The following is a 20,247-nucleotide window of genomic DNA, read 5'->3' as shown; positions in this document are numbered from 1 at the left end:
ATTGAATCAGAAGTGCATCAGAATAGTTTCGTTCCGTAGCCCCACATCAACACGGTCAGAGCCAGCAGCAACTCCAACACCAGAACACCCATCGCCAGGGTTGAACTCGAGAACAGAAAACCTTCGCGCGGGTCAATATTGAGAAAGTTAGGAATGCCGAGATACAGCAGATAACCGCTGTAGCACAGGCCGATTAACCCGACAAACAGACACAGCCAGACCATCGGATAGAGCGCGACGATGCCGCTCAGAAACATCGGGGTCGCCACATATCCGGCGAACACGATGCAGCTATTGAGCGTCGGGCGGCTGTCGTAACGGCGCGCCATCCAGTAAATGACCCGTCCCATCAGCGCCACGGCGCCCAGCATCATAGCGTAAAAAATTACGGCAATGTAGGCGGCGCTGAACAGGGAGACCAGCAGGTTCTGACCATCACCAAAATTCCATCCCAGCTGGGTAGTACCGATGAAAGAGCACACCACCGGGATCAGTGCCAGTAATAACACGTGATGATAATAAAGATGTGAGACGGTTTCCTGCTCGCGTTGGATCCGTTGCAGTTCAGAACCAGGATGGGACATCAGTCCCCAGACATGATTGACCATAGTACACCCCCATGAACGCCGAAAGCCGCCAGCGGCGCGGGTGAAATGTCCTTCCGGGATGCCAGGGACAGCAAGTGTCGAGGGGCAAAGAAGGTGGCGGCCTGAATTAATTATAGTCTGCAACCGGCGATGTGCTTATTTATGATCAAAACTGCAACATTTATCCCTCAGCCACAAAAATAACTTCACCGCGGTTAGCACCCATCCTGTGAGAGCAATCCTGTTTGTTCTCTTTGCCTTCATTTCTTGAATGATTTACCCCACCCTGTGCCTATAATGCTGAACATTATATAAGCTGTGATTATCGCCCTATCACCTTCGGAGCCACTTTGCATATAGCCTGTTTACATACTGCCGACAGCAATATCGCGATTTTTAATGCCATGGCCGACCAACTGGGCCTGACACCTGACCGGCTGTCTCATCACTTGCGCCCCGATCTGCTGCTTGCGGCCGCTCATGCCGGTGGACTGACTGCCGACATTGAGCAGCAAACCGTTGCAGCGCTGCTGGGGCTGGCACAAACGGCCGATCTCGTATTACTGACCTGTTCAACCCTGGGACCGGCCGCCGCTGTCGCCAGCGCCCAGGCTTCGGTGCCGGTATGGCGTGTTGATCAGGCTCTGGCCACGCAGGCGATGTCTCGTGCCGGTAAAACACAGGTGCTTTATGCAGTGAACACCACGCTGGAACCGACGCAAAAACTGTTTGAACAGGTTAGCCATCATCCGCAGGCGCAAGTGGAATTCAGTCTGGTTGAAGGGGCATGGGAAAAATTTATTGCCGGGGATATCGCCGGATATTTGCAGAACGTTGCCGCCGCCGCTGACCGCGCATTCCAGCAAGGTGTCGACCGGGTAGCGCTGGCGCAGGCTTCAATGTCAGGTGCAGCCGAATTAACGCAATTTGGTGTGCCGCTCACCAGCCCGCGCTGCGGGTTGCGTGTGGCCATTGAACATCTGCGGAAAAGACAATTTGAGGAAGGCTAAACGCAAAATCTACAATCTTGCCTATACTGAGCGAAGGATATCATCGGCTTACAGATGATCATCATCGACAACACACTCTTGAGGGATAGAGCATGAAAATTATATTGTGGGTCATCGCCATTATTTTTATCGTCGGCTTACTGACACTGACCGGCGTATTCAAACTGATCTTCTAACCGGCTGTTCTGCCCTACATGAGATTTAGCTGATAAAAAAACCGCCCCAGCGTTAGCTGCCGGCGGTTTTTTACGCTAATGCGCAGTAATGATGTGATAAGTTTCTGAATTACAGGGTATTTATAGGAGACGGCTAAACCGCAGGTCACGGGTTCATCCCTGTAGGATTTACCATTAAAAATCAACATCCTATTCCACTTTCATCTCTCCTTCTGTTCCATTATGGGATATATTGGCAGCACAATCGTAAAATTATCTCTTTATAACAGGCAAAATCGGCAATGGCTCTGATCCCAAAAAACTACGCGCGGCTGGAAAGCGGCTACCGTGAGAAAGCACTAAAAATCTATCCGTGGGTATGTGGACGCTGCACGCGGGAGTTTGTTTATTCAAATCTACGCGAATTAACGGTTCACCATATCGATCACGACCACACCAATAACCCGGAAGATGGCAGTAACTGGGAGATGTTGTGTCTGTTTTGCCATGACCACGAACACTCGAAGTACACTGAAGCTGACCTGTACGGCACCAACGTTGTGGCGGGGGAAGACGCGCAAAAAGATGTTGCAGCAGCAACCTATAATCCGTTTGCCGATTTAAAGTCGATACTTAATAAGAAGAAATAATGTTAGAAATGTCCGCTTCTGGCACAAAACTGTCTAAGATTATCGATACCTTTATTGCGCCGCCGTGCCATGACGAGATCGAGAATATCTATCAGGACGATCATCTGGTGCTTATCAATAAACCCACCGGGCTGCTCAGTCTCTCGGGGAAAAATCCGCAAAATCTCGATTCAGTGCATCATCGGCTGGTACAGATATTTCCCGGCTGCACCCTGGTCCACCGCCTTGATTTCGGTACGTCCGGTCTGATGGTGATTGCCCGCAATAAGGCTATCAATGCCGCTCTCTGCCAACAGTTCAGCCAGCGCGCAGTGACCAAAGTGTATAGCGCACTGCTCTGCGGACATCTTGAGCACAACGAAGGGGTGATAGACGCAGCGATAGCCAAAGATCCGGCACTGTTCCCACTGATGTCGATTTGCGCAATCCACGGCAAACCCGCTCGCTCCGGCTATCGGGTCGTTGAGCGCTTTTATCATGAGTTGGAAGACGGGACGTTGCTGCCATTGACGCGGGTACAGCTAACCCCGGAAACCGGGCGCACTCATCAGCTCCGCATCCACTGTCAGCATTTGGGACACCCTATTTTGGGCTGTGACCTGTATGGCGGTCTCCTGCTGCCAGGTACCGAGCAGACACCGCGGCTGATGCTGCACGCCAGTGAACTGCATTTTGTTCATCCCATCAGCGAAGAATGGATCAAAACCCGCAGTGCCAGCCCTTTCTGAACACGTTAATTACCACATCAAATCATCAGGCACTTTAAAATCGGCATACGGATCTTCTTCATCCTGCTCTTCCTGACTAAGCGCACTGTTTAATACAATACTGTTCGCATCTCGCTGCGCAATTTTATCGGCTACGCTCGCGGGAATAATAGCGTATTGGCTTTCGGCACTGCTACCAACAACCAAACGAGCAATGGCGAGACGACCACTAATCAGTTGAGCTTGAGTGCTCTTATCCACCACGACTCTTTTAATTAAATTATTATCGGTGAAGTTAAAATCAATATCGCCTTTTGAAATAACGATTCTGTTCATTTCAATAAGGTTCTTCACCTGAGCTTTATATTCTTTAGATAAAGCCGCTTGTTTTTGTTGTTCGCTCAGCTGCTTATCGCGCTCAAGTTGTACTTTTTTATTTTCTTCCACCGCCTCCCTTGCCTCACGAGATTGAGCGCGTGATTTTTTAGCCGTTCTTTGGACTTTGGCCATTTTTGTACTGCTCACTAATCCCGCTTTGAGCATCTGCTCTTGTAAGGTGAGTTTTGTCATCTTCGTTTCTAAGCCCGTTGAATAATTTCTGGGATTATACCTGTAATTCTTGAGGCTGTACCAGGTTGCAGGACCTGATCACTGTGTGTCTTAAATTTGGAGGGGTTGATCAGAGGCTGGCATCACCTGCTCTCAGGTTTAGACAAACGCTCAGTTAATAATGCCTGCTACTGGCACAAGGCTGACTAATTACTCAATTTATTCCGTTCACTGATGATGCGGTCGCAAGTCGTGGATACTAAGGTTAGTTACGAGCGACATAGCGAAGATGGCAACAATGACGTCTAAAGGTATTCCCGAAAATGCCGATAACAATCTAAAGCATCTTTCCAAGCTATGACTAATTATTTTTTTATTGTATTGAGCAGGAGAACAAAATGGATGTATCGCAAATTACGTCACTGGCTACCAGCCTTGATAGTCAGGATCTCAGCAGTAAGGTGAACACCCTCCTACTAAAAAAGACACTGGATAACCAACAATCAACGGCATCCAGTCTCCTCGAATCAATCCCACAGTTGCCCGCTAACCCGGCGATCGGACGGAATATCAATACCACCGCATGAACGGAAGTTTGACCTACTCTCCAGTGGTGAACACGCCGTGATCTTAGCAGTCTTCGCTCATGGCACTAATCCGTTGGAGTAACAGCTCCGGTCAGCGATGAGCGAGAATCAGACAGTACTAATATATCTATGTGTTAATTAATGAGAAGCAGATCACAATCGCAACGCATTGAAAGCGCGTATTTAAAGGCTAACCACTTCTGTGTACGGGATATTCTCAGGCAGACCTGAGTACGATTACGGCGTATCGACATACTTTATCAGTGACATTCCTGAAGACACAATCAGCAGGATCGCCAAGTTCCAGGCAATCGCCAGCAAGCATGTCAAATGTGCTGTTCCCTTCTTCAAAAGTCAGCCTGCCTTCAAGTACCCATATAAGCTGGCGTCTGGAAAGATATGCGATAGCAGGCATGGGCACCGCAGTGTTAGCAGGAAGCTCGATGCTGATCAGGTCTACAGGCATCTGCCCCGGTGAAATGTGGCGACGGAGATAGCCGGTTTCTGGATCCTGCCAAACAGCCTGATGTTCATGTCTGACGAGCTGACCCGTTCGCACCTCAGTCTGGGCAAGGAGTTGTGACATCGTCATATCAAATGAGCCTGATAATCGGGCCAGAAGGATGGCGGTCGGGCTGCTCTTTCCCCGTTCAATTTTGTGGATCATTGCCCGTGAGACACCCGAGTTTTCGGCTAACACTGTCAGTGACCAACCGCGTTTTTCCCTTTCCGCCTTTACTTTCTGACCTATTCGGGCATTCAGACCATCTTCTTTAGTAGACATTTCATCTAACATAATGGATAACTACAATAGTAAACATTTTGTCTACTTTAGTGACTATTCGAAGGGGTGTCTACCATGCATATACGTAGTGCTACAGAAAGCGATGCTAAGACCATTGCGGAAATCTATAATGATGCCGTGCTTAACACGACGGCTATCTGGAATGACAAAATGGTTGATGTATTCAACCGCATAACGTGGATGAGAGACCGCCAAGATGCAGGCTTCCCTGTCATCGTGGCGACAGATGAAAAAGACGCCGTGCTGGGATATGCCTCTTACGGTGACTGGCGCACCTGGGACGGATACCGTCATACCATAGAACACTCCGTTTACGTTCATAAAAATTCACGAGGTAATGGTGCAGGCGCTGCACTGATGCGGGAGCTTATCCGACTTGCTGCAGCACAGGAGAAACACGTCATGGTGGCAGGTATTGAATCCGAAAACGCAGTATCAATCGCACTGCATAAAAAACTGGGGTTCTCTGAGGCTGGCCGGATGTCAGAAGTCGGAACCAAGTTTGGCCGCTGGCTTGATCTGACCTTTATGCAACTGTGTCTGGACGAGCGGAAATCACCCTAAAACGCGTTGATGAAGATGTACTCCCGAACATCAGACTGATGGCACTATCTTCAGAATCTCAAGCTGACCACATCTCAGGAAAGTGCCGGTAATGGGAAATCCGATGAAATATGCCTGCTTATTGAATTATTCTTGCGGTCTTCGCCGCGAAGTCGGCTCTGTGGTGCATCGCGTTGTGAAAGGGGCATGTTGCTCCAGTTACATGCTCCGCTTAAATTAACCTTCTGCGATATTTGTCATGTCCATTGTTGGCACTGATTGGTCTGTCGGATTTGCTCAAAACGTGTCTTCCGAAACGGTCAGGTCGGGTATCAGTCAGTACAGATTAATCGTCGGCCTGCTCGATATCAGGCTGAGTACGATGCTGATCCTTGCTCTTACGGTAGGTTTTGGCGATTTGCGGCACAGGAACCGATTTACCGGTTTCCATCCAGGTACGCAGCCGGTTGGCGTCCGCGAACGCGGTAAATTTACCAAAGGCATCCATCACTACCAGTGTCACCGGTTTGCCGTTGATGGTGGCACGCATCGCAAGGCAGTGGCCTGCATCATCGGTATACCCGGTTTTGGTCAGCTGAATTTTCCAGCTCGGGTTCATGATTAAATGGTTGGTATTACGGAAAGGCAACGCATAGGCCGGATGGCTGAAGACCGCCGTTTTTTCTGCGGTGGTGCTCAGTTCACCAATCAGCGGATATTTTTGCGAAGCCAACAGCAGGCGGGTGAGATCACGCGCCGTAGAAACGTTGCGTGGCGACAGTCCGGTTGGCTCGGCATAGCGGGTATTGGTCATACCCAGCTGTTTGGCCTTGGCGTTCATTGCGCGGATAAAGGCCTCATAACCACCGGGATAATGCGCAGCCAGGCTGGCAGCAGCGCGGTTTTCAGATGACATCAGAGCCAGCTGTATCATCTGACGACGGGTAATTTCACTGTTTACTTTGACGCGGGAAAAGACGCCACGCATTTCGCCGGTGTTATGAATATCAACCGAAATCACTTCATCCAGCGGCAGTTTGGCATCCAGCGTGACCATCGCGGTCATCAGTTTAGTCAGTGAGGCAATCGGCCGCACCTGATCGGGATTTCGGGAATAAATCACTTCGTGGGTTTTAAGATCAACCACCATGGCACTGCCGGAAGCAATTTGCACCATAGGTGCGTCAACCGACGCATGTTTTTCGCCAGCCATGACAGAAGAGGCAGACAGCATGCCTGCGTTTATGGCCAACAGGCTCAGAATCAAAAGACGGATTTTCACATGCATTGCTCTGTATTTAAAAAGGTTGTCATCATTAACTCACCGGAACTGCCGGGGATTATAAGGGAGGTGAAGCAAGATGACACCCGGATTTTATGCAGGCATTTGTCACAAAGTCTGTCACAAATGCCCTAAGAGCATGGGCTGGCGAGTAAGTGAACGCTTGCGAGGGGGTCTCAGTATGAAGGAAAAGCCGCTGCGGATATTGCGCAACGTCTTTCCAGGATGGTGTTGAAAAATCTATTCACTTACCTCAACCTGATAACCAATCGCCTGCCCAAACGAAAGCTCAAGCGTGTTGCCGTCGGGGTCCGAGAGATAAGCCCAGTAACCGACAGGCGCACCGGAATCCACCGGTTCTTTCCGCAAGATCCCGTCAGCCCGCGCGGCATCGAGGCGCGAATCCATAATGGCCTTTGACCCGCAAGCAACACCTAAGTGGCCAAAAGGCCCCAACGGTGTGTCTTGCAGGGTGGTGGATTGGACCAGCACGATGGCGAAATTACGGGTCAGATCAGAGAGCCAGGCCACGGCATTAACGTCGCCAGTGTCCGCCAGTTTGCGGTGATGGATCACTTTCATATCAGCGTATTTTTGATAGAAAGCGACACTGACATCGAGGTTTTTTACGGTAAATGCGACGTGAGTTAAGCCAATGTCTTTGTTATCCATGATATTTCTCCGTTGTGTTGATTTAATTTTCATCAAGCACGCGCGCGCGGAGAAGCCAGGGAAAACGGTCAGCGGTTAATACGTTCTGAGATAGTTTTCGATGTTTTCAACGCGCGTACTTCATTGAACATTTCTGTCGCTTCTTCGTACTCTTTGCGCAAATATCCCAGCCACTGTTTGATGCGTGCGACATGGTACAAACCGGTGTCACCCTGCTTTTCCAGATGCGTATATTTTTGTAGCAGGATCATCACATCAGCCCACGGCATCCGGGGTTCGTTGTATTTCACCACGCGGCTGAGGTTCGGAATATTCAATGCGCCGCGGCCGATCATCACCGAGTCACACCCCGTCACTTTCATACACGCCTGCGCACTGGCGTAGTTCCAAATCTCACCGTTAGCGATCACCGGAATAGTCAGCCGTTGGCGGATGTCCGCTATTGCCTGCCAGTTAATACGTTCGGCTTTATAACCGTCTTCCTTAGTACGTCCATGCACGGTTAATTCTGTCGCACCGGCCTGCTGTACCGCATCGGCAATTTCAAAGCTCTGCGCCAGAGAATCCCAGCCGAGACGGACTTTCACCGTGACCGGCAACTCAGCAGGAACCGCCTCACGCATGGCTTTGGCACCCTGATAAATCAGCTCGGGATCTTTTAGCAATGTCGCGCCACCACCGCTGCCGTTCACCGTATTCGACGGGCAACCGCAGTTAAGATCAACGCCGTACGAGCCGAGTTTCACTGCCAGCGCGGCATTTTCTGCCAGCCATTGCGGATATTGCCCCAATAACTGGATGCGAACCCGGGTGCCGGAAGGCGTGCGGCTATGGTTAAGTAATTCAGGACAGCGACGATAGAAGGATTTGGCGGGAAGCAGCATGTCGACCACGCGCAAAAACTCGGTGATGCATAAGTCGTAATCATTCACTTCGGTCAGAAGTTCTCTGACCAAAGGATCCAGTACGCCTTCCATCGGAGCCAGTAATACACGCATGACGTTCACCCTTAAAAAATGACGGGCAATAATACGGGTGAACGCCCTGCTATAGCAATATGCCCTCCATACTTCAAGCCGCTGCTACATTGGCTGTAATTCAAATTATTTTGGGTATACAAGAACTTCAGGATGAGAAATACGGCGTTTTTTCACCGAACGCCAGGCGGTGAAAACGCCCAGCCCGGACGGGATGATGAAGAACAAGAACAGCCAGAACGCAGCATTACTGGCAGCATCAGGCTGAGCGCTGTTAACACCGGCAAGGTTAGCGATGGTTCCGGCCAGTGCGGCCCCCAGCGCAGCGGCGAAAGATTGCACCAGCGTAATAGAGGCACCGGCGGTCTCTTTCTCTTGGGCGTCGGCCTGCTGTAATACGCGGGTCAGCAGATGAGGCCAGCCAAGGCCGATGCCGAAGCCGGCCAGTGTCAGACCCAATATGATGCCACTCAGATTGAACCACGGCGGGCCGAAAACCACCGGAACCGACGCCAGTAAGAGTAGCAGTCCTGCCGCCAGAATGGCCGGGCCGGAGACGATCGACTGATTGACACGGCGACCCGTCCAGCCCGCGCTGGTCATTTCACTCAGCGTCCAGCCGGCGGCTGCGGCTGCGGTAATGTAGCCTGCAGCGAGCGGTGTCTGCCCGTGCAGGTGTTGCAACATATAAGGTACGTAGATTTCACACCCAAGGCCGATCATCAGCAGTGCCATCGTCATGTACAACCAGCACAGCGGTGAGGAGAGTGATAACGAATTGCGCGGCAGCAGGCGAACCTTAGCCGTGAATTCCCGCTGACGCAGCAGCAGCATCATCAGAATAGCCACCACAATACCGCCGAGATTCACCCAGCCGTGGGCTGATAAACTCCCGGCCGACACCACCAGCACAGATCCGGTCAGCAGAGCCAGTTGAATGAACGGGAGCGGTTCTGCCGCCTGCGGTTTCACTTGCTGCGCCGGTAAAGTGCGCCAAACCAATACGCCGAATAGCAAGGTCACCGGCACCAGTAGTCCGAAGGCGTAACGCCAGGCATGCAGTTCAGCAAAGATGCCACCAATCGCCGGACCAACTAACGTCGCGATACCCCACATGGCAGAGATCAGCGCCATGGCACGCGGCCACAGCGACTCTTTAAACACCAGATTGATCATGGCGTAGGAGAGTGCAAACAGGAATCCCCCGCCTAACCCCTGAATCGCTCGTCCCAACAGTAGAATCTGCATGCTGGGTGCCACGGCGCACAGTGCCGAACCGATCATAAAGATACCGGTCGCAGTCAGATAGCTACCGCGTGGCCCGGCTTCACGCATCAGGCGTGCCGACAAAGCAGCACCGAGGATCGAACTGACCACAAACAGCGTCATGTTCCAGGCATACCACGTTAGACCGCCAATATCCTGCACGACCGAGGGCAAGATAGTGATCACGATATAGCTGTTGGTCGCATACAGCGCGACGCCAGCGCTGAGTGCAACCGCACTGCCCCGGTTCTCTGCGCTGAATAATCCGCTCCAGCCGCTCTGATTCTCTGTCATGTATCGTCCCTTACTATTGTTTGATCACGGACCTGGTTGTGGTGCGTCGTGAATGTGCTAACATTAAACAAGAAATATCTTGGAATACTAATTCATACCGTAATCTAGAACCTGAGGAGACAATATGTCAAGTGATGACTTGGAAAATTCAGGTGACATGCATCAAAATGTGATGAAACAAAGCGTAGCAGAGCGCCTGCTGCTGCTGCTCAAAACACGGGGAGAATTACAGACCAGTGACGCCGGTAACATTCTCGGCACCACCGGTGAAGCAGCGCGCCAGCAGTTCGTCAAGCTGGCAAAAGAGGGACTGGTTGAGGCGAAGTCAGTTTCACAGGGCGTTGGCCGTCCGGCACAGTTCTGGCAACTCACCGCCAGCGGCCACGCTCGTTTTCCAGATGCCCACGCTGACCTGACCGTACAGCTGCTCACGCTGATCCGCTCATCATTAGGTGAGAAGGCGCTGGATAAACTGATCTCCGGCCGCGAAGAACAGACCCGTAACGCCTATCAGCAGGCGATGGCCGGTGCAACGACGCTGGAGGAACGCTTGAGGCGGCTGACGGCAATCCGCACCCGCGAAGGCTATATGGCGGACTGGCAACAGGAAGAGGATGGCAGCTTTCTGCTGATCGAAAACCACTGCCCAATTTGCGCTGCAGCGGCCACCTGCCAGGGATTTTGTCGTGCAGAGCGAGAGGTGTTCAGCGCCACGCTTGAGGCCAACGTCGAACGTACCGAGCATATTCTGCAAGGCGCACGCCGCTGCGCTTACCGTATCTGGTTATAAATAACAGCCAAAAAAAACCGCCTGCAGCAAACGCTGAGGCGGTTTTTTCATTCAGGTCAAAGCTTACGGCTTGCGGCCGCCAGCCGGAGGACCTGAACGACGCTGACCGGCATTGGCTGCGCGGGCAGGACGAGCAGCCGGACGGCCTTCGCCTGAACCACGGTTTTCCCCACCGCCGTTGCCGCTGCGTTGGCCACTGCCTGCTGAGCGCGGTGCGCTTGAGCGAGGAGCACCTGAACCAGAGCGCTGACCTCCACCCTGACGCGGAGCACCACGACCGCCGCCACCACTGCCCTGACGACCATTGATGATCGGCTCAGCTCTAATGGTTGGATCCGGCTCGTAGCCTTCCAGCGCGATACGTGGAACTTCACGCTTGAGCAAACGCTCAATATCACGCAGCAATTTGTGTTCATCAACGCAGACCAGTGAGATCGCTTCACCGGTTGATTCTGCACGGCCAGTACGGCCGATACGGTGAACGTAATCTTCAGGCACGTTCGGCAACTCGTAGTTCACTACGTGTGGCAACTGATCGATATCCAGACCACGGGCCGCGATGTCGGTTGCAACCAGCACGCGAACGCCGCCGTCTTTGAAGTCGGCCAGTGCACGGGTACGTGCGCCCTGACTTTTGTTACCGTGAATCGCGGAGGCGGTGATGCCATCCTTATTCAGCTGCTCTGCCAGATGGTTTGCGCCGTGTTTAGTACGGGTAAATACCAGCACCTGTCTCCAGTCGCCTTCGCCAATCATCTGAGACAGCAGTTCTCTTTTGCGTTTTTTATCAACAAAATGCACGCTTTGTTCGATCTGCTCTGACGCGGTATTACGACGCGCCACTTCGACGGAAGCCGGGTTAGTCAGCAACTTGCTGGCCAGACCTTTGATCTCATCGGAGAAGGTAGCAGAGAACAACAGGTTCTGGCGCTTAGCTGGCAGTTTAGCCAGAACGCGACGGATGTCGTGGATGAAGCCCATATCCAGCATGCGATCAGCTTCGTCCAGCACCAGAATTTCAACTTTGGATAAATCCACCGCGTTCTGATGTTCTAAGTCCAGAAGACGACCAGGGGTCGCGATCAGCACATCTACGCCTGCGCGTAGTTTCATCATCTGCGGGTTAATGCTTACGCCGCCAAATACGACCAAAGAACGCAGGGTCAGGTATTTGCTGTAAGACGCGACGTTTTCGCCAATCTGCGCCGCCAGTTCACGCGTCGGGGTCAGGATCAGCGCACGAACAGGGCGACGTCCTTTGAATTGCGCGTTGGAATGGCTGAGCATGTTTAGCAGTGGCAATGTAAAACCAGCGGTTTTACCGGTACCGGTTTGCGCACTTGCCATCAGGTCACGGCCTTGCAGAACAACAGGGATAGCCTGGCTCTGAATAGGCGTAGGTACACGATAGCCCTGTTCTTCAACAGCACGCAAAATTTCGGCACTTAAGCCGAGAGAATCAAATGACATATAAGGAAAAGCTCCAGTCCACTCTAACCCGAACGGGGTTCGGTGCAGTTTCAAGAGTGGATGATCAGACGAGGCAAATGAGGCATTACCACGAGGATTCGGCACAAACTGCAGTGCGCCAGTTCCAGCGATTTTAACACAAGACTGACCGCTGCGTGAAATTATATAAAAATGGAGGCGTAACAGGGAGTTTGCCGCGAGGGTATAAGGCATTAACTATTGTTTTTTCAATAGCTACGGCATTTTATACCGTGATAGCCAAAATGGCTGATTCAGGATAGCAAATTACCACAGTGAACTTCACTTACCACTTTTTGCCGTCCCTTGCGTCATCTGGCTTGCTATGCTTGCCAAAGTTAATACTCTTTTATTAAGGCAATCCCTCAGCACCATGGAAACCTGGAAACTCAATCTAATCTCCGTCTGGCTGGGCTGTTTTTTCACCGGCATGGCAATGAGCGAAATCCTACCCTTCCTGCCTCTTTATATCGAACAACTCGGCGTCACTTCCCACGCCTCACTCAGTTTGTGGTCAGGTCTGGTATTCAGCGGTTCGTTTCTGGTGTCAGCAGTGGTCGCGCCCTTATGGGGCAGCCTTGCTGATCGCAAAGGGCGTAAGCTGATGCTGCTGCGCGCCGCGCTCGGTATGGCGATTGTTATGATGTTGCAGGGGTTTGCCACCAATGTCTGGCAGTTGTTCATCCTGCGCACCCTGATGGGGCTAACATCAGGCTATATTCCCAATGCCATGGCGCTGGTTGCATCGCAGGTGCCGCGTAATAAAAGCGGCTGGGCGTTGGGCACACTCTCGACCGGGCAGGTTTCCGGGGTGATCATAGGCCCATTGCTGGGCGGTTTTATGGCCGACCATCTCGGGCTGCGCACGGTATTTTTCGTTACCAGCGGCATGCTGTTTATCAGCTTTCTGATCACCTTCTTCCTGATTAAAGAGCGAGTGGTGCCGATCACCAAGGCCAACCGCCTCAGCGGTAAAGCCGTGTTCACTGCCCTGCCCTATCCGTGGCTGATCCTTAGCCTGTTCGTCACCACCATGATGATTCAGCTGGCGAACGGGTCGATAAGCCCGATCCTCACGCTGTTTATTCGCGAACTGTCACCAGACACCAGCAATATTGCCTTTATCAGCGGAGTTATCGCTGCCGTGCCCGGCGTGTCGGCACTGATGTCAGCACCAAAACTTGGCAAGCTCGGTGACCGAATCGGCGCGCATCGGATCCTCATCGCTGCGCTGATATTTTGTTTTGTGCTGTTCTGCCTGATGGCCACCATCAGCTCCGCGACTCAGCTCGGTATTTTGCGGTTTATGCTCGGATTCGGCGACGGCGCGCTTATGCCTGCCGTTCAGGCGCTGCTGGTGAAATACAGCAGTGACCAGACGACTGGACGCATCTTCGGTTACAACCAGTCATTTATGTATATGGGAAATGTGATCGGCCCGCTGCTAGGCTCCAGCATCTCCGCCATGATGGGCTTTCGCTGGGTATTCCTCGTGACCGCAGTTCTGGTGTTGTTTAATACCGCCCAGGTATGGTGGAGTTTCCGGCGTGTGCCGACACGCCAGTCGCGGTTTTAATTTCAAATTTCTTAAGTTCAATTTCAAGGTCAATTTCAAGGTCAATTTCAAGGTCGTGGGCGTCGGCCCACACCGACCAAAGGCCCGCAGGCGCTCGGGCCCTTGGAATCCGAGCTTTTTTAAAACAGCAGCTTCGCGGGTCATAATGGCCGTGTTTCAGATGCCACAGCGATAGCCGCAAAATGTCAGCCCTCCGGGCTGCGGGTTTGAGGCAACGGAAGAGACGTTGTCTCGCCACCGACTTGCCGGTGACATTTTGAATGCGGCCTAAGCTTCTTCAAAATTCTAAACCCAAACCCAAATTCACATTCAAAACCAGACTGGTATTGGTTTTAAAAAAGTATGAGCCGCATTCAAAAATGGCGCTGAGCAAGAGGTGAAAAACCGCGAGTCTTTTTACGCGGGTTGTAACCCGCAGCGAACGAAGGCACCGCCTAAGCGGCGACATTTTGCGGCTATAACGGAAATGCCTGAAACACGGCCATTGTGACTCGCGCAGCTGCGGTGTTACAGCAGCAAAAAACGCAGGATTCCAAAGGAGGTTCGTTTAAACCTCCTTTGGGCCAGTGTGGGCGGCGAGCCCACGACCTTGACGTTGAAATTGAATTGAAAAACCAATTCGGATCGTAATCCGAACGCATCGTGTGTGGGCCGACGCCCACGACCTTGAAGCTGAAGTTGAAGCTGAATTCAAAAGCAGTACTGGGCTGCCACCCAAAAAGAAAGGGACACTTTTCAGCGCCCCTCACCTATGCAATCAAAAACCTTAACGGCGGTTGCCAAAGATGCGTAAAAGCATCAGGAACAGGTTGATGAAGTCTAAATATAACGTCAGTGCACCAACAATCGAGTATTTACGGAAGTTGTCTTTGTCATTGACCGACAACTGCTCACCCATGTTTTTCAGCTTCTGGGTGTCATAGGCAGTCAGACCGACGAAGACCACCACACCAATGTAGGTCACAGCCCACATCAGCGCCGAGCTTTTAAGCCAGATGTTAACCAAGGAAGCCAGCACAATACCGATCAGCGCCATGAACAACAGGCTGCCCATACGGCTGAGATCGCGCTTAGTGGTGTAACCGTAAACACTCATTGCACCAAACATCCCACCGGCAACCACGAAGGTACTGGCGATAGATGAGCCGGTATAGACAATGAAAATGCTGGAAAGCGTCAACCCCGTCAGAGCCGAATACAACATAAACAGCCCAGTGGCGACAGTACCGCTCAGGCGGTTAACCATACCGGAAATCACAAATACCAGCGCCAACTGCGCAATAATCAAACCAAAGAACGTGATCTGGCTGGAGAAGATGAAGCCGAGGATCGCAGGGGATCGCGAAGCATACCAGGCAACGAAAGCGGTGAGTAACAAGCCACAGGTCATCCAACCATAGACCTGCGCCATATAAGCCTGAATGCCGGTGTTAGCACGTTCAACAATCGAGCCATTACTGCGTGGATATCGATCCATGATGATTACCTCTTGCATGGAGGACAAAAATTAGGCCCTAAAAACAGGCCGCCTGTTGAATAACATTATCATAAATCCGGCAGATTGCGCGGTTGCTAAGCGTAAGCTTTAGTTGCAGTTTACCAACGATTTACCGCGTCCTGGTCGCTGTGGCGGGCATCGACCCAGCGTTCGCCCTGATCCGTCGCTTCGCGCTTCCAGAAAGGCGCACGGGTTTTCAGGTGATCCATGATGAATTCGGTGGCATCAAACGCCATGCCACGGTGTGCGCTGGTGACGCCGACAAACACAATTTCATCGCCAGGATACATCGCGCCGATACGGTGATACACCGAGACCCGCTGTAACGGCCAACGTTGACGGGCCTCAGCCACAATCTCCGCCAGTGCTTTTTCGGTCATGCCGGGATAGTGTTCAAGCGTCAAAGCGCTGACATTATCACCGAGGTTATGATTGCGTACTTTGCCGGTGAATGTCACCACAGCGCCATCGGCGTCAGACTGCGCCAGCCATTGGTATTCGTCGCCGACCTTAAACGGCGCGGCATTGACCACAATTTTAGTCATATCCATATCAGCCTCCGGTCACCGGCGGGAAGAAAGCCACTTCATCGCCAGCTTTCAGCACGTGAGCAGTGTCGACCAGCGTTTGATTGACCGCCACCAGCAATTTCCCCGACTCCAGGGCCAGCGCCCAGCGGTCACCGCGTGCGCACAGCGCCTGACGTAACGCTTCCACCGTGCTGAATTCAGCGGACAGTTGCAGTGAGTTCACCCCAATCAGTTCACGCACCTGCGCAAAGAATAAAATCTCTATCATGAGACAGCCTTAAAGTCGCCGGATTTGCCACCTGATTTTTCCAGCAAGCGGATAGGACCTATTAGCATGTCTTTTTGTACGGCTTTGCACATGTCATAAATAGTCAGCGCGGCAACTGACGCCGCAGTCAGCGCTTCCATCTCGACACCGGTTTTACCGCTTAGACGGCAGCGTGATTCAATACGCACGCGGTTATGTTCCGGCTCGGCCTGCAGATTGACCTCCACTTTGGTCAGCAGCAGCGGATGGCACAGCGGGATCAGATCCCAGGTCTTTTTCGCTGCCTGAATACCGGCGATACGTGCAGTAGCGAACACGTCACCTTTGTGATGGTTGCCGTTGACGATCATCGCCAGCGTCGCCGCCGCCATGGTGACAAAGGCTTCAGCGCGAGCTTCGCGCACGGTTTCAGCTTTGCCGGAGACGTCCACCATATGGGCATCACCGGAAGCATTAATATGAGTAAAAGTAGACATAGCAGGCTTATTTTTTGACGTGTGGAGTGAAATTACATGGGCCGTTGCGGGCGTCGAGTTGCGCTTCGATGATGTGTTCCCAGGCTGTCTGGCAGGCACGGGTGGAACCGGGCATCACAAAAATCACTGTTTGGTTGGCCATGCCAGCCAGCGCCCGCGACTGGATCGTCGAGGTGCCGATTTCTTCAAACGACACCATGCGAAACAACTCCCCGTAGCCTTCGATTTCACGGTCAAACAGCGGTTTGAGTGCTTCGGGCGTATTGTCGTGCTGTGTAAAACCGGTGCCACCGTTGATAAGAATCACCTGGATGGCGTCATCGGCAATCCAGTTGGAAACCATGGCGCGAATTTTATACAAATTATCTTTTACGATCGCCCGGGCAGCAATGCGATGCCCGGCCTCTTCCGCCGCTTCTTTCAGATAGTGTCCGGAAGTATCTTCGGCTTCACTACGGCTGTCAGATACCGTAAGAATTGCCAAAGTAAGGGGAAGAAAATCTTTGCTGGCCTTGCTCATCTTGTACTCCTTGAACGTGCCTCAACCACCGCCTATTGCCAGTTGGCGGCGAGCGCGTTAACCACCAATAAACGATAAATTCTGCGTCAGTCCGGTGTTGCCCTCATGCAGGAAATGCGTCTGCTTTTTATGCCGCAGACCGCCCTGAATTCTGTCCACCAGATCATCCTGCTGCGCATCGTCAGCCAGCAAATCGCGCAACGGGATACCGTCTTCACCGAACAGGCATAAATGCAGGTTACCCGTGGCCGATACGCGCAGACGGTTGCAGCTGGCGCAGAAGTCTTTTTCGTAAGGCATGATAAGCCCGATTTCACCGACATAATCAGGGTGACTGAACACTTGCGCGGGGCCATCGCTGCGGGCACGAGCCTGCAACTGCCAGCCCTGAAGGACCAGTTGTTGACGTAATACTTCGCCGGAAACGTGGTGATTGCGGAACAGATCGCCACCGTCACCGGTTTCCATTAATTCAATAAAGCGTAGCTGGATTGGACGGGTTTTGATCCACGCGAGGAAAGTATTCAGGCTGGCATGATTGACGTCGCGCATCAGCACGGCGTTGACCTTAACTTTGCTGAATCCCGCCTCAAAAGCCGCGTCAATGCCGCTCATCACGTCCTGAAATTTATCCTGACCGGTGATGGCGTGAAACTGGCGTGCATCGAGGCTATCGACGCTGACGTTAATGGCGGTCAGCCCGGCATCGCGCCATTTGGCCACGTCGCGTGCCATGCGGTAACCATTGGTGGTCACGGCCAGCGTTTTGATGGTGGGGTTTTCACGCACAGCAGCGATGATGTCGCAAAAATCGCGGCGCAACGAGGGTTCTCCGCCGGTAAGACGCACTTTTTCCGTTCCTAAATAAGCGAACGCGCGGCTAATGCGACGAATTTCGTCCAGAGACAAAAAACTTTTATTGCTGTGCCCATGCGGTTTGTAACCGTCAGGCAGGCAATAGGTGCAACGAAAGTTGCACACGTCAGTAATAGACAGCCGCAAGTAATAAAACTTGCGAGCAAAAGCATCGGTCAGTTGAAGCACCTTAACACCTTTCCAAATACGGGAGATGCAGGCATTTCTGCCTCGCACCCTGGTGGCTAAGCCACGGCCAGGAAACCTTATCGTTTTTCAGGGCGAGATGATTAACACTATCCGCAGTGGAAAAACGACTTAGGCTTCAGGGCTAGGAGTTTGATTTTTTCGGCGGCCATTGCCAGCGAAAAAACACGGGTTACAGTGGTCATTCTAACGCCGTAAAAGGCATATCAACAAGGCGGTTTTCGTTATGAAATTTGATATATAACGATTTTTAGCCTCCGTCACGCAGCAGTTCGCAGCATAAACCCGTTTTTTTTATCAGTGATTCTGCATATTTTCAGGCATCTGAGAGATAACATCTTGTTGCATAATTAGGTAAAATCCCAAGATATAACTATTAGTTAATATCCAAGATGAATTAATACCCAAAATCATTTAATTAATACCAAAGTAATTCGAATTGCAGGAAGGCGACGGCGAGCAGCCAATATATCTGTGGTTCGAAGTATGATGGGTACAAGGAAATTTATGCGCAATCGCACGTTAGCCGACCTCGACCGCGTGGTGGCATTAGGCGGAGGACATGGGCTGGGCCGGGTGATGTCCGCCCTCTCCACTCTCGGTTCACGCCTGACCGGTATCGTCACCACCACCGACAATGGCGGCTCAACCGGTCGCATCCGCAGTTCCGAAGGCGGCATCGCCTGGGGCGATACACGCAACTGTCTTAACCAGTTGATCACGGAGCCGAGCGTCGCGTCGGCAATGTTTGAGTACCGCTTCAGTGGCCAGGGTGAACTCGCTGGGCACAATCTCGGCAACCTGATGCTACGTGCTCTTGATCATCTTAGCGTGCGCCCGCTGGAAGCCATTAATCTGGTTCGCAGCCTGCTGAAAGTTGACGCCGAACTGATCCCGATGTCAGAACAGCCGGTCGATCTGGCGGCGCTGGATGCCAACGGCGAGTGGGTTCATGGCGAAGTGAATGTGGATAAGCTGGCACAAATCCCGCGCGAGCTGAAGTTGATACCGCAGGTCATGGCGACCCGCGAAGCAATCCTCGCCATCAAGGAAGCCGACCTGGTGCTGATCGGCCCCGGCAGTTTCTACACCAGCCTGATGCCACTGCTGCTGATGAAAGATTTGACGCAAGCACTGCGCCGCAGCCGGGCGCACATTGTTTACATCGGCAATCTGGGGAAAGAGTTGAGCGTAGCAGCCGCGTCTCTGACGCTGCACGACAAGCTGTCGCTGATTGAACAGCAGATCGGGCTACGCGCCGTTGATGCCGCTATCGTCGGGCCTAAAGTGAATATCGATGATGCCGGTGAAAGACTGATCGTGCAAACCACGCTCGAGGCCAGCGATATTCCCTACCGTCACGACCGCGAGCTGCTACGCAAAGCGCTGGAAGAGGCGCTACAGCGGATGACTTAAGGTTTTTTGGTCAACGGATGGTTATTCCACGGGCTATCCGCTGCGGGTTTGGCGGTGCTGACTTTAGGTTGTTGCGGTTTCTGCTCGGATAGCGGCGTGCGACGTTTACTGCGGACCATAGTATCCGGGCGCAGATGGCCTTCAACAAAATCCAGATACAGCGTTTCCACTTCTTTGCGTGCCCACGGCGTACGGCGCAGAAACTTCAGGCTGGACTTAATGCTCGGGTCACTTTTGAAACAATTGATATTCACCAGCGCAGCCAGCGCAGGCCAGCCAAAGTTATCGACCAGCGCGGTCAGCAGCGCTTCCAGCGTGAGGCCATGCAGGGGATCTTTCGGTGGCTGTGTTGTCATTGTCTTGTCCTGAATTTTTGCTGGCGCATACCTTAATCAGGTTTACCCAACGGTACAAGTATTTTACCAGGCCAATGCGCTAAATCATTCGAGCCGCAGCAAGGCGGCAACCGAGCAAGCCCCGATGAACTGACATGAGTCAGTGACTCGGGCGAGCAAGGGAAGCCAACGCCGCTGTGGCTT

At 52.3% G+C, this 20,247-nt stretch carries 24 protein-coding genes and 1 riboswitch; of the genes, 9 read left to right on the top strand and 15 right to left on the bottom strand.

The genetic code is table 11. The features are described from left to right. Positions 1–17: 17 nt before the first annotated feature. Positions 18–608, bottom strand: coding sequence for a Yip1 family protein (locus ACMV8I_RS00955; protein WP_498863364.1), 591 nt, complete (start codon positions 606–608; stop codon positions 18–20). 329 nt (positions 609–937) lie between these two features. Here ACMV8I_RS00955 and ACMV8I_RS00950 point away from each other — a divergent pair, with 329 nt between their 5' ends. The 4 genes from ACMV8I_RS00950 to ACMV8I_RS00935 all read left to right on the top strand — a co-directional run bounded on the left by ACMV8I_RS00950 (position 938) and on the right by ACMV8I_RS00935 (position 3,130). Beyond that, positions 938–1,597 (top strand): aspartate/glutamate racemase family protein, encoded by a 660-nt coding sequence (locus ACMV8I_RS00950; RefSeq protein ID WP_498863363.1) that lies wholly within the window; start codon positions 938–940, stop codon positions 1,595–1,597. A gap of 92 nt (positions 1,598–1,689) precedes the next feature. Continuing rightward, positions 1,690–1,773, top strand: coding sequence for a small membrane protein YohP (locus ACMV8I_RS00945; protein WP_085982494.1), 84 nt, complete (start codon positions 1,690–1,692; stop codon positions 1,771–1,773). Between the two features lie 281 nt (positions 1,774–2,054). Then, on the top strand, positions 2,055–2,402 hold the full coding sequence (gene yajD / locus ACMV8I_RS00940; protein ID WP_498863362.1) for an HNH nuclease YajD: 348 nt from the start codon (positions 2,055–2,057) through the stop codon (positions 2,400–2,402). A 29-nt stretch (positions 2,403–2,431) separates the two neighbouring features. Then, a complete protein-coding gene (locus ACMV8I_RS00935; protein WP_498864681.1) occupies positions 2,432–3,130 on the top strand; it encodes an RluA family pseudouridine synthase in 699 nt (232 codons plus the stop codon). Positions 3,131–3,139: 9 nt separating this feature from the next. On the opposite strand, the gene ACMV8I_RS00930 is transcribed toward ACMV8I_RS00935, so the two are convergent. Continuing rightward, positions 3,140–3,679 carry a DUF2058 domain-containing protein gene (locus ACMV8I_RS00930; protein WP_498863361.1) on the bottom strand — a complete coding sequence of 180 codons (540 nt, stop codon included), beginning with the start codon at positions 3,677–3,679 and terminating at the stop codon, positions 3,140–3,142. 377 nt (positions 3,680–4,056) lie between these two features. On the opposite strand from ACMV8I_RS00930, the gene ACMV8I_RS00925 reads away from it, so the two are divergent. Next, complete coding sequence (locus ACMV8I_RS00925; protein WP_498863360.1) at positions 4,057–4,245, top strand: YjfB family protein; 189 nt, start codon at positions 4,057–4,059, stop codon at positions 4,243–4,245. A gap of 217 nt (positions 4,246–4,462) precedes the next feature. Here ACMV8I_RS00925 and ACMV8I_RS00920 read toward each other — a convergent pair whose 3' ends face one another. Next, a complete protein-coding gene (locus tag ACMV8I_RS00920) occupies positions 4,463–5,041 on the bottom strand; it encodes a helix-turn-helix domain-containing protein (protein WP_498863359.1) in 579 nt (192 codons plus the stop codon). A gap of 63 nt (positions 5,042–5,104) precedes the next feature. Between ACMV8I_RS00920 and ACMV8I_RS00915 the strand changes: the two genes are divergently transcribed. Next, positions 5,105–5,614 (top strand): GNAT family N-acetyltransferase, encoded by a 510-nt coding sequence (locus tag ACMV8I_RS00915; RefSeq protein WP_498863358.1) that lies wholly within the window; start codon positions 5,105–5,107, stop codon positions 5,612–5,614. 325 nt (positions 5,615–5,939) lie between these two features. On the opposite strand, the gene pbpG is transcribed toward ACMV8I_RS00915, so the two are convergent. The 4 genes from pbpG to ACMV8I_RS00895 all read right to left on the bottom strand — a co-directional run bounded on the left by pbpG (position 5,940) and on the right by ACMV8I_RS00895 (position 10,084). Continuing rightward, complete coding sequence (gene pbpG / locus ACMV8I_RS00910) at positions 5,940–6,881, bottom strand: D-alanyl-D-alanine endopeptidase (RefSeq protein WP_498863357.1); 942 nt, start codon at positions 6,879–6,881, stop codon at positions 5,940–5,942. Positions 6,882–7,115: 234 nt separating this feature from the next. After that, positions 7,116–7,547 (bottom strand): VOC family protein, encoded by a 432-nt coding sequence (locus tag ACMV8I_RS00905; protein ID WP_498863356.1) that lies wholly within the window; start codon positions 7,545–7,547, stop codon positions 7,116–7,118. 68 nt (positions 7,548–7,615) lie between these two features. After that, positions 7,616–8,545 (bottom strand): tRNA dihydrouridine(16) synthase DusC, encoded by a 930-nt coding sequence (dusC, locus tag ACMV8I_RS00900; protein ID WP_498863355.1) that lies wholly within the window; start codon positions 8,543–8,545, stop codon positions 7,616–7,618. A 105-nt stretch (positions 8,546–8,650) separates the two neighbouring features. After that, complete coding sequence (locus tag ACMV8I_RS00895) at positions 8,651–10,084, bottom strand: MFS transporter (RefSeq protein WP_498863354.1); 1,434 nt, start codon at positions 10,082–10,084, stop codon at positions 8,651–8,653. A gap of 124 nt (positions 10,085–10,208) precedes the next feature. Between ACMV8I_RS00895 and ACMV8I_RS00890 the strand changes: the two genes are divergently transcribed. Further along, positions 10,209–10,874 carry a helix-turn-helix transcriptional regulator gene (locus ACMV8I_RS00890; protein WP_498863353.1) on the top strand — a complete coding sequence of 222 codons (666 nt, stop codon included), beginning with the start codon at positions 10,209–10,211 and terminating at the stop codon, positions 10,872–10,874. Positions 10,875–10,937: 63 nt separating this feature from the next. On the opposite strand, the gene rhlE is transcribed toward ACMV8I_RS00890, so the two are convergent. Beyond that, the gene (gene rhlE, locus ACMV8I_RS00885; RefSeq protein ID WP_498863352.1) at positions 10,938–12,344 is read right to left on the bottom strand and encodes an ATP-dependent RNA helicase RhlE; all 1,407 of its coding nucleotides are present in this window, start codon (positions 12,342–12,344) and stop codon (positions 10,938–10,940) included. A 391-nt stretch (positions 12,345–12,735) separates the two neighbouring features. Here rhlE and ACMV8I_RS00880 point away from each other — a divergent pair, with 391 nt between their 5' ends. Next, positions 12,736–13,938: a multidrug efflux MFS transporter gene (locus ACMV8I_RS00880; RefSeq protein WP_498863351.1), complete on the top strand. Its 1,203-nt coding sequence runs from the start codon at positions 12,736–12,738 to the stop codon at positions 13,936–13,938. Between the two features lie 766 nt (positions 13,939–14,704). On the opposite strand, the gene ACMV8I_RS00875 is transcribed toward ACMV8I_RS00880, so the two are convergent. From ACMV8I_RS00875 to moaA, 6 genes are all read right to left on the bottom strand, one after another. After that, complete coding sequence (locus ACMV8I_RS00875; RefSeq protein ID WP_498863350.1) at positions 14,705–15,415, bottom strand: Bax inhibitor-1/YccA family protein; 711 nt, start codon at positions 15,413–15,415, stop codon at positions 14,705–14,707. A 119-nt stretch (positions 15,416–15,534) separates the two neighbouring features. Then, positions 15,535–15,987, bottom strand: coding sequence for a molybdopterin synthase catalytic subunit MoaE (moaE, locus tag ACMV8I_RS00870; protein WP_498863349.1), 453 nt, complete (start codon positions 15,985–15,987; stop codon positions 15,535–15,537). 1 nt (position 15,988) lies between these two features. Next, positions 15,989–16,234 carry a molybdopterin synthase sulfur carrier subunit gene (gene moaD / locus ACMV8I_RS00865; protein ID WP_498863348.1) on the bottom strand — a complete coding sequence of 82 codons (246 nt, stop codon included), beginning with the start codon at positions 16,232–16,234 and terminating at the stop codon, positions 15,989–15,991. Further along, positions 16,231–16,710 (bottom strand): cyclic pyranopterin monophosphate synthase MoaC, encoded by a 480-nt coding sequence (gene moaC, locus ACMV8I_RS00860; RefSeq protein ID WP_498863347.1) that lies wholly within the window; start codon positions 16,708–16,710, stop codon positions 16,231–16,233. The genes moaD and moaC overlap by 4 nt, the downstream gene beginning before the upstream one ends. 7 nt (positions 16,711–16,717) lie before the next feature. Further along, positions 16,718–17,230, bottom strand: a complete 513-nt coding sequence (gene moaB, locus ACMV8I_RS00855) for a molybdenum cofactor biosynthesis protein B (RefSeq protein ID WP_498863346.1) — start codon at positions 17,228–17,230, stop codon at positions 16,718–16,720. Positions 17,231–17,287: 57 nt separating this feature from the next. Continuing rightward, positions 17,288–18,274, bottom strand: coding sequence for a GTP 3',8-cyclase MoaA (moaA, locus tag ACMV8I_RS00850; RefSeq protein WP_498863345.1), 987 nt, complete (start codon positions 18,272–18,274; stop codon positions 17,288–17,290). After that, a riboswitch (molybdenum cofactor riboswitch) is annotated at positions 18,264–18,435 on the bottom strand. Its footprint overlaps the gene before it by 11 nt. Before the next feature lie 364 nt (positions 18,436–18,799). On the opposite strand from moaA, the gene yvcK reads away from it, so the two are divergent. Next, the gene (yvcK, locus tag ACMV8I_RS00845) at positions 18,800–19,708 is read left to right on the top strand and encodes a uridine diphosphate-N-acetylglucosamine-binding protein YvcK (protein ID WP_498863344.1); all 909 of its coding nucleotides are present in this window, start codon (positions 18,800–18,802) and stop codon (positions 19,706–19,708) included. On the opposite strand, the gene ACMV8I_RS00840 is transcribed toward yvcK, so the two are convergent. Then, positions 19,705–20,064, bottom strand: a complete 360-nt coding sequence (locus tag ACMV8I_RS00840) for a VF530 family DNA-binding protein (RefSeq protein WP_498863343.1) — start codon at positions 20,062–20,064, stop codon at positions 19,705–19,707. The genes yvcK and ACMV8I_RS00840 overlap by 4 nt on opposite strands. Positions 20,065–20,247: the final 183 nt, after the last annotated feature.

Source organism: Ewingella sp. S1.OA.A_B6 (genome assembly GCF_049889095.1).
Taxonomy (GTDB): domain Bacteria; phylum Pseudomonadota; class Gammaproteobacteria; order Enterobacterales; family Enterobacteriaceae; genus Ewingella.
Note: the sequence above shows the minus strand (reverse complement) of the source record. Positions and strands in the feature narration are given on the sequence as shown.

Coding starts and splice junctions, on each gene's coding strand:
- ACMV8I_RS00955 (WP_498863364.1), bottom strand. CDS start 608: ATGGTCAATCATGTCTGGGGACTGATGTCCCATCCTGGTTCTGAACTG.
- ACMV8I_RS00945 (WP_085982494.1), top strand. CDS start 1,690: ATGAAAATTATATTGTGGGTCATCGCCATTATTTTTATCGTCGGCTTA.
- yajD (WP_498863362.1), top strand. CDS start 2,055: ATGGCTCTGATCCCAAAAAACTACGCGCGGCTGGAAAGCGGCTACCGT.
- ACMV8I_RS00930 (WP_498863361.1), bottom strand. CDS start 3,679: ATGACAAAACTCACCTTACAAGAGCAGATGCTCAAAGCGGGATTAGTG.
- ACMV8I_RS00925 (WP_498863360.1), top strand. CDS start 4,057: ATGGATGTATCGCAAATTACGTCACTGGCTACCAGCCTTGATAGTCAG.
- ACMV8I_RS00920 (WP_498863359.1), bottom strand. CDS start 5,041: ATGTTAGATGAAATGTCTACTAAAGAAGATGGTCTGAATGCCCGAATA.
- ACMV8I_RS00915 (WP_498863358.1), top strand. CDS start 5,105: ATGCATATACGTAGTGCTACAGAAAGCGATGCTAAGACCATTGCGGAA.
- pbpG (WP_498863357.1), bottom strand. CDS start 6,881: ATGCATGTGAAAATCCGTCTTTTGATTCTGAGCCTGTTGGCCATAAAC.
- ACMV8I_RS00905 (WP_498863356.1), bottom strand. CDS start 7,547: ATGGATAACAAAGACATTGGCTTAACTCACGTCGCATTTACCGTAAAA.
- dusC (WP_498863355.1), bottom strand. CDS start 8,545: ATGCGTGTATTACTGGCTCCGATGGAAGGCGTACTGGATCCTTTGGTC.
- ACMV8I_RS00895 (WP_498863354.1), bottom strand. CDS start 10,084: ATGACAGAGAATCAGAGCGGCTGGAGCGGATTATTCAGCGCAGAGAAC.
- ACMV8I_RS00890 (WP_498863353.1), top strand. CDS start 10,209: ATGTCAAGTGATGACTTGGAAAATTCAGGTGACATGCATCAAAATGTG.
- rhlE (WP_498863352.1), bottom strand. CDS start 12,344: ATGTCATTTGATTCTCTCGGCTTAAGTGCCGAAATTTTGCGTGCTGTT.
- ACMV8I_RS00880 (WP_498863351.1), top strand. CDS start 12,736: ATGGAAACCTGGAAACTCAATCTAATCTCCGTCTGGCTGGGCTGTTTT.
- ACMV8I_RS00875 (WP_498863350.1), bottom strand. CDS start 15,415: ATGGATCGATATCCACGCAGTAATGGCTCGATTGTTGAACGTGCTAAC.
- moaE (WP_498863349.1), bottom strand. CDS start 15,987: ATGGATATGACTAAAATTGTGGTCAATGCCGCGCCGTTTAAGGTCGGC.
- moaD (WP_498863348.1), bottom strand. CDS start 16,234: ATGATAGAGATTTTATTCTTTGCGCAGGTGCGTGAACTGATTGGGGTG.
- moaC (WP_498863347.1), bottom strand. CDS start 16,710: ATGTCTACTTTTACTCATATTAATGCTTCCGGTGATGCCCATATGGTG.
- moaB (WP_498863346.1), bottom strand. CDS start 17,230: ATGAGCAAGGCCAGCAAAGATTTTCTTCCCCTTACTTTGGCAATTCTT.
- yvcK (WP_498863344.1), top strand. CDS start 18,800: ATGCGCAATCGCACGTTAGCCGACCTCGACCGCGTGGTGGCATTAGGC.
- ACMV8I_RS00840 (WP_498863343.1), bottom strand. CDS start 20,064: ATGACAACACAGCCACCGAAAGATCCCCTGCATGGCCTCACGCTGGAA.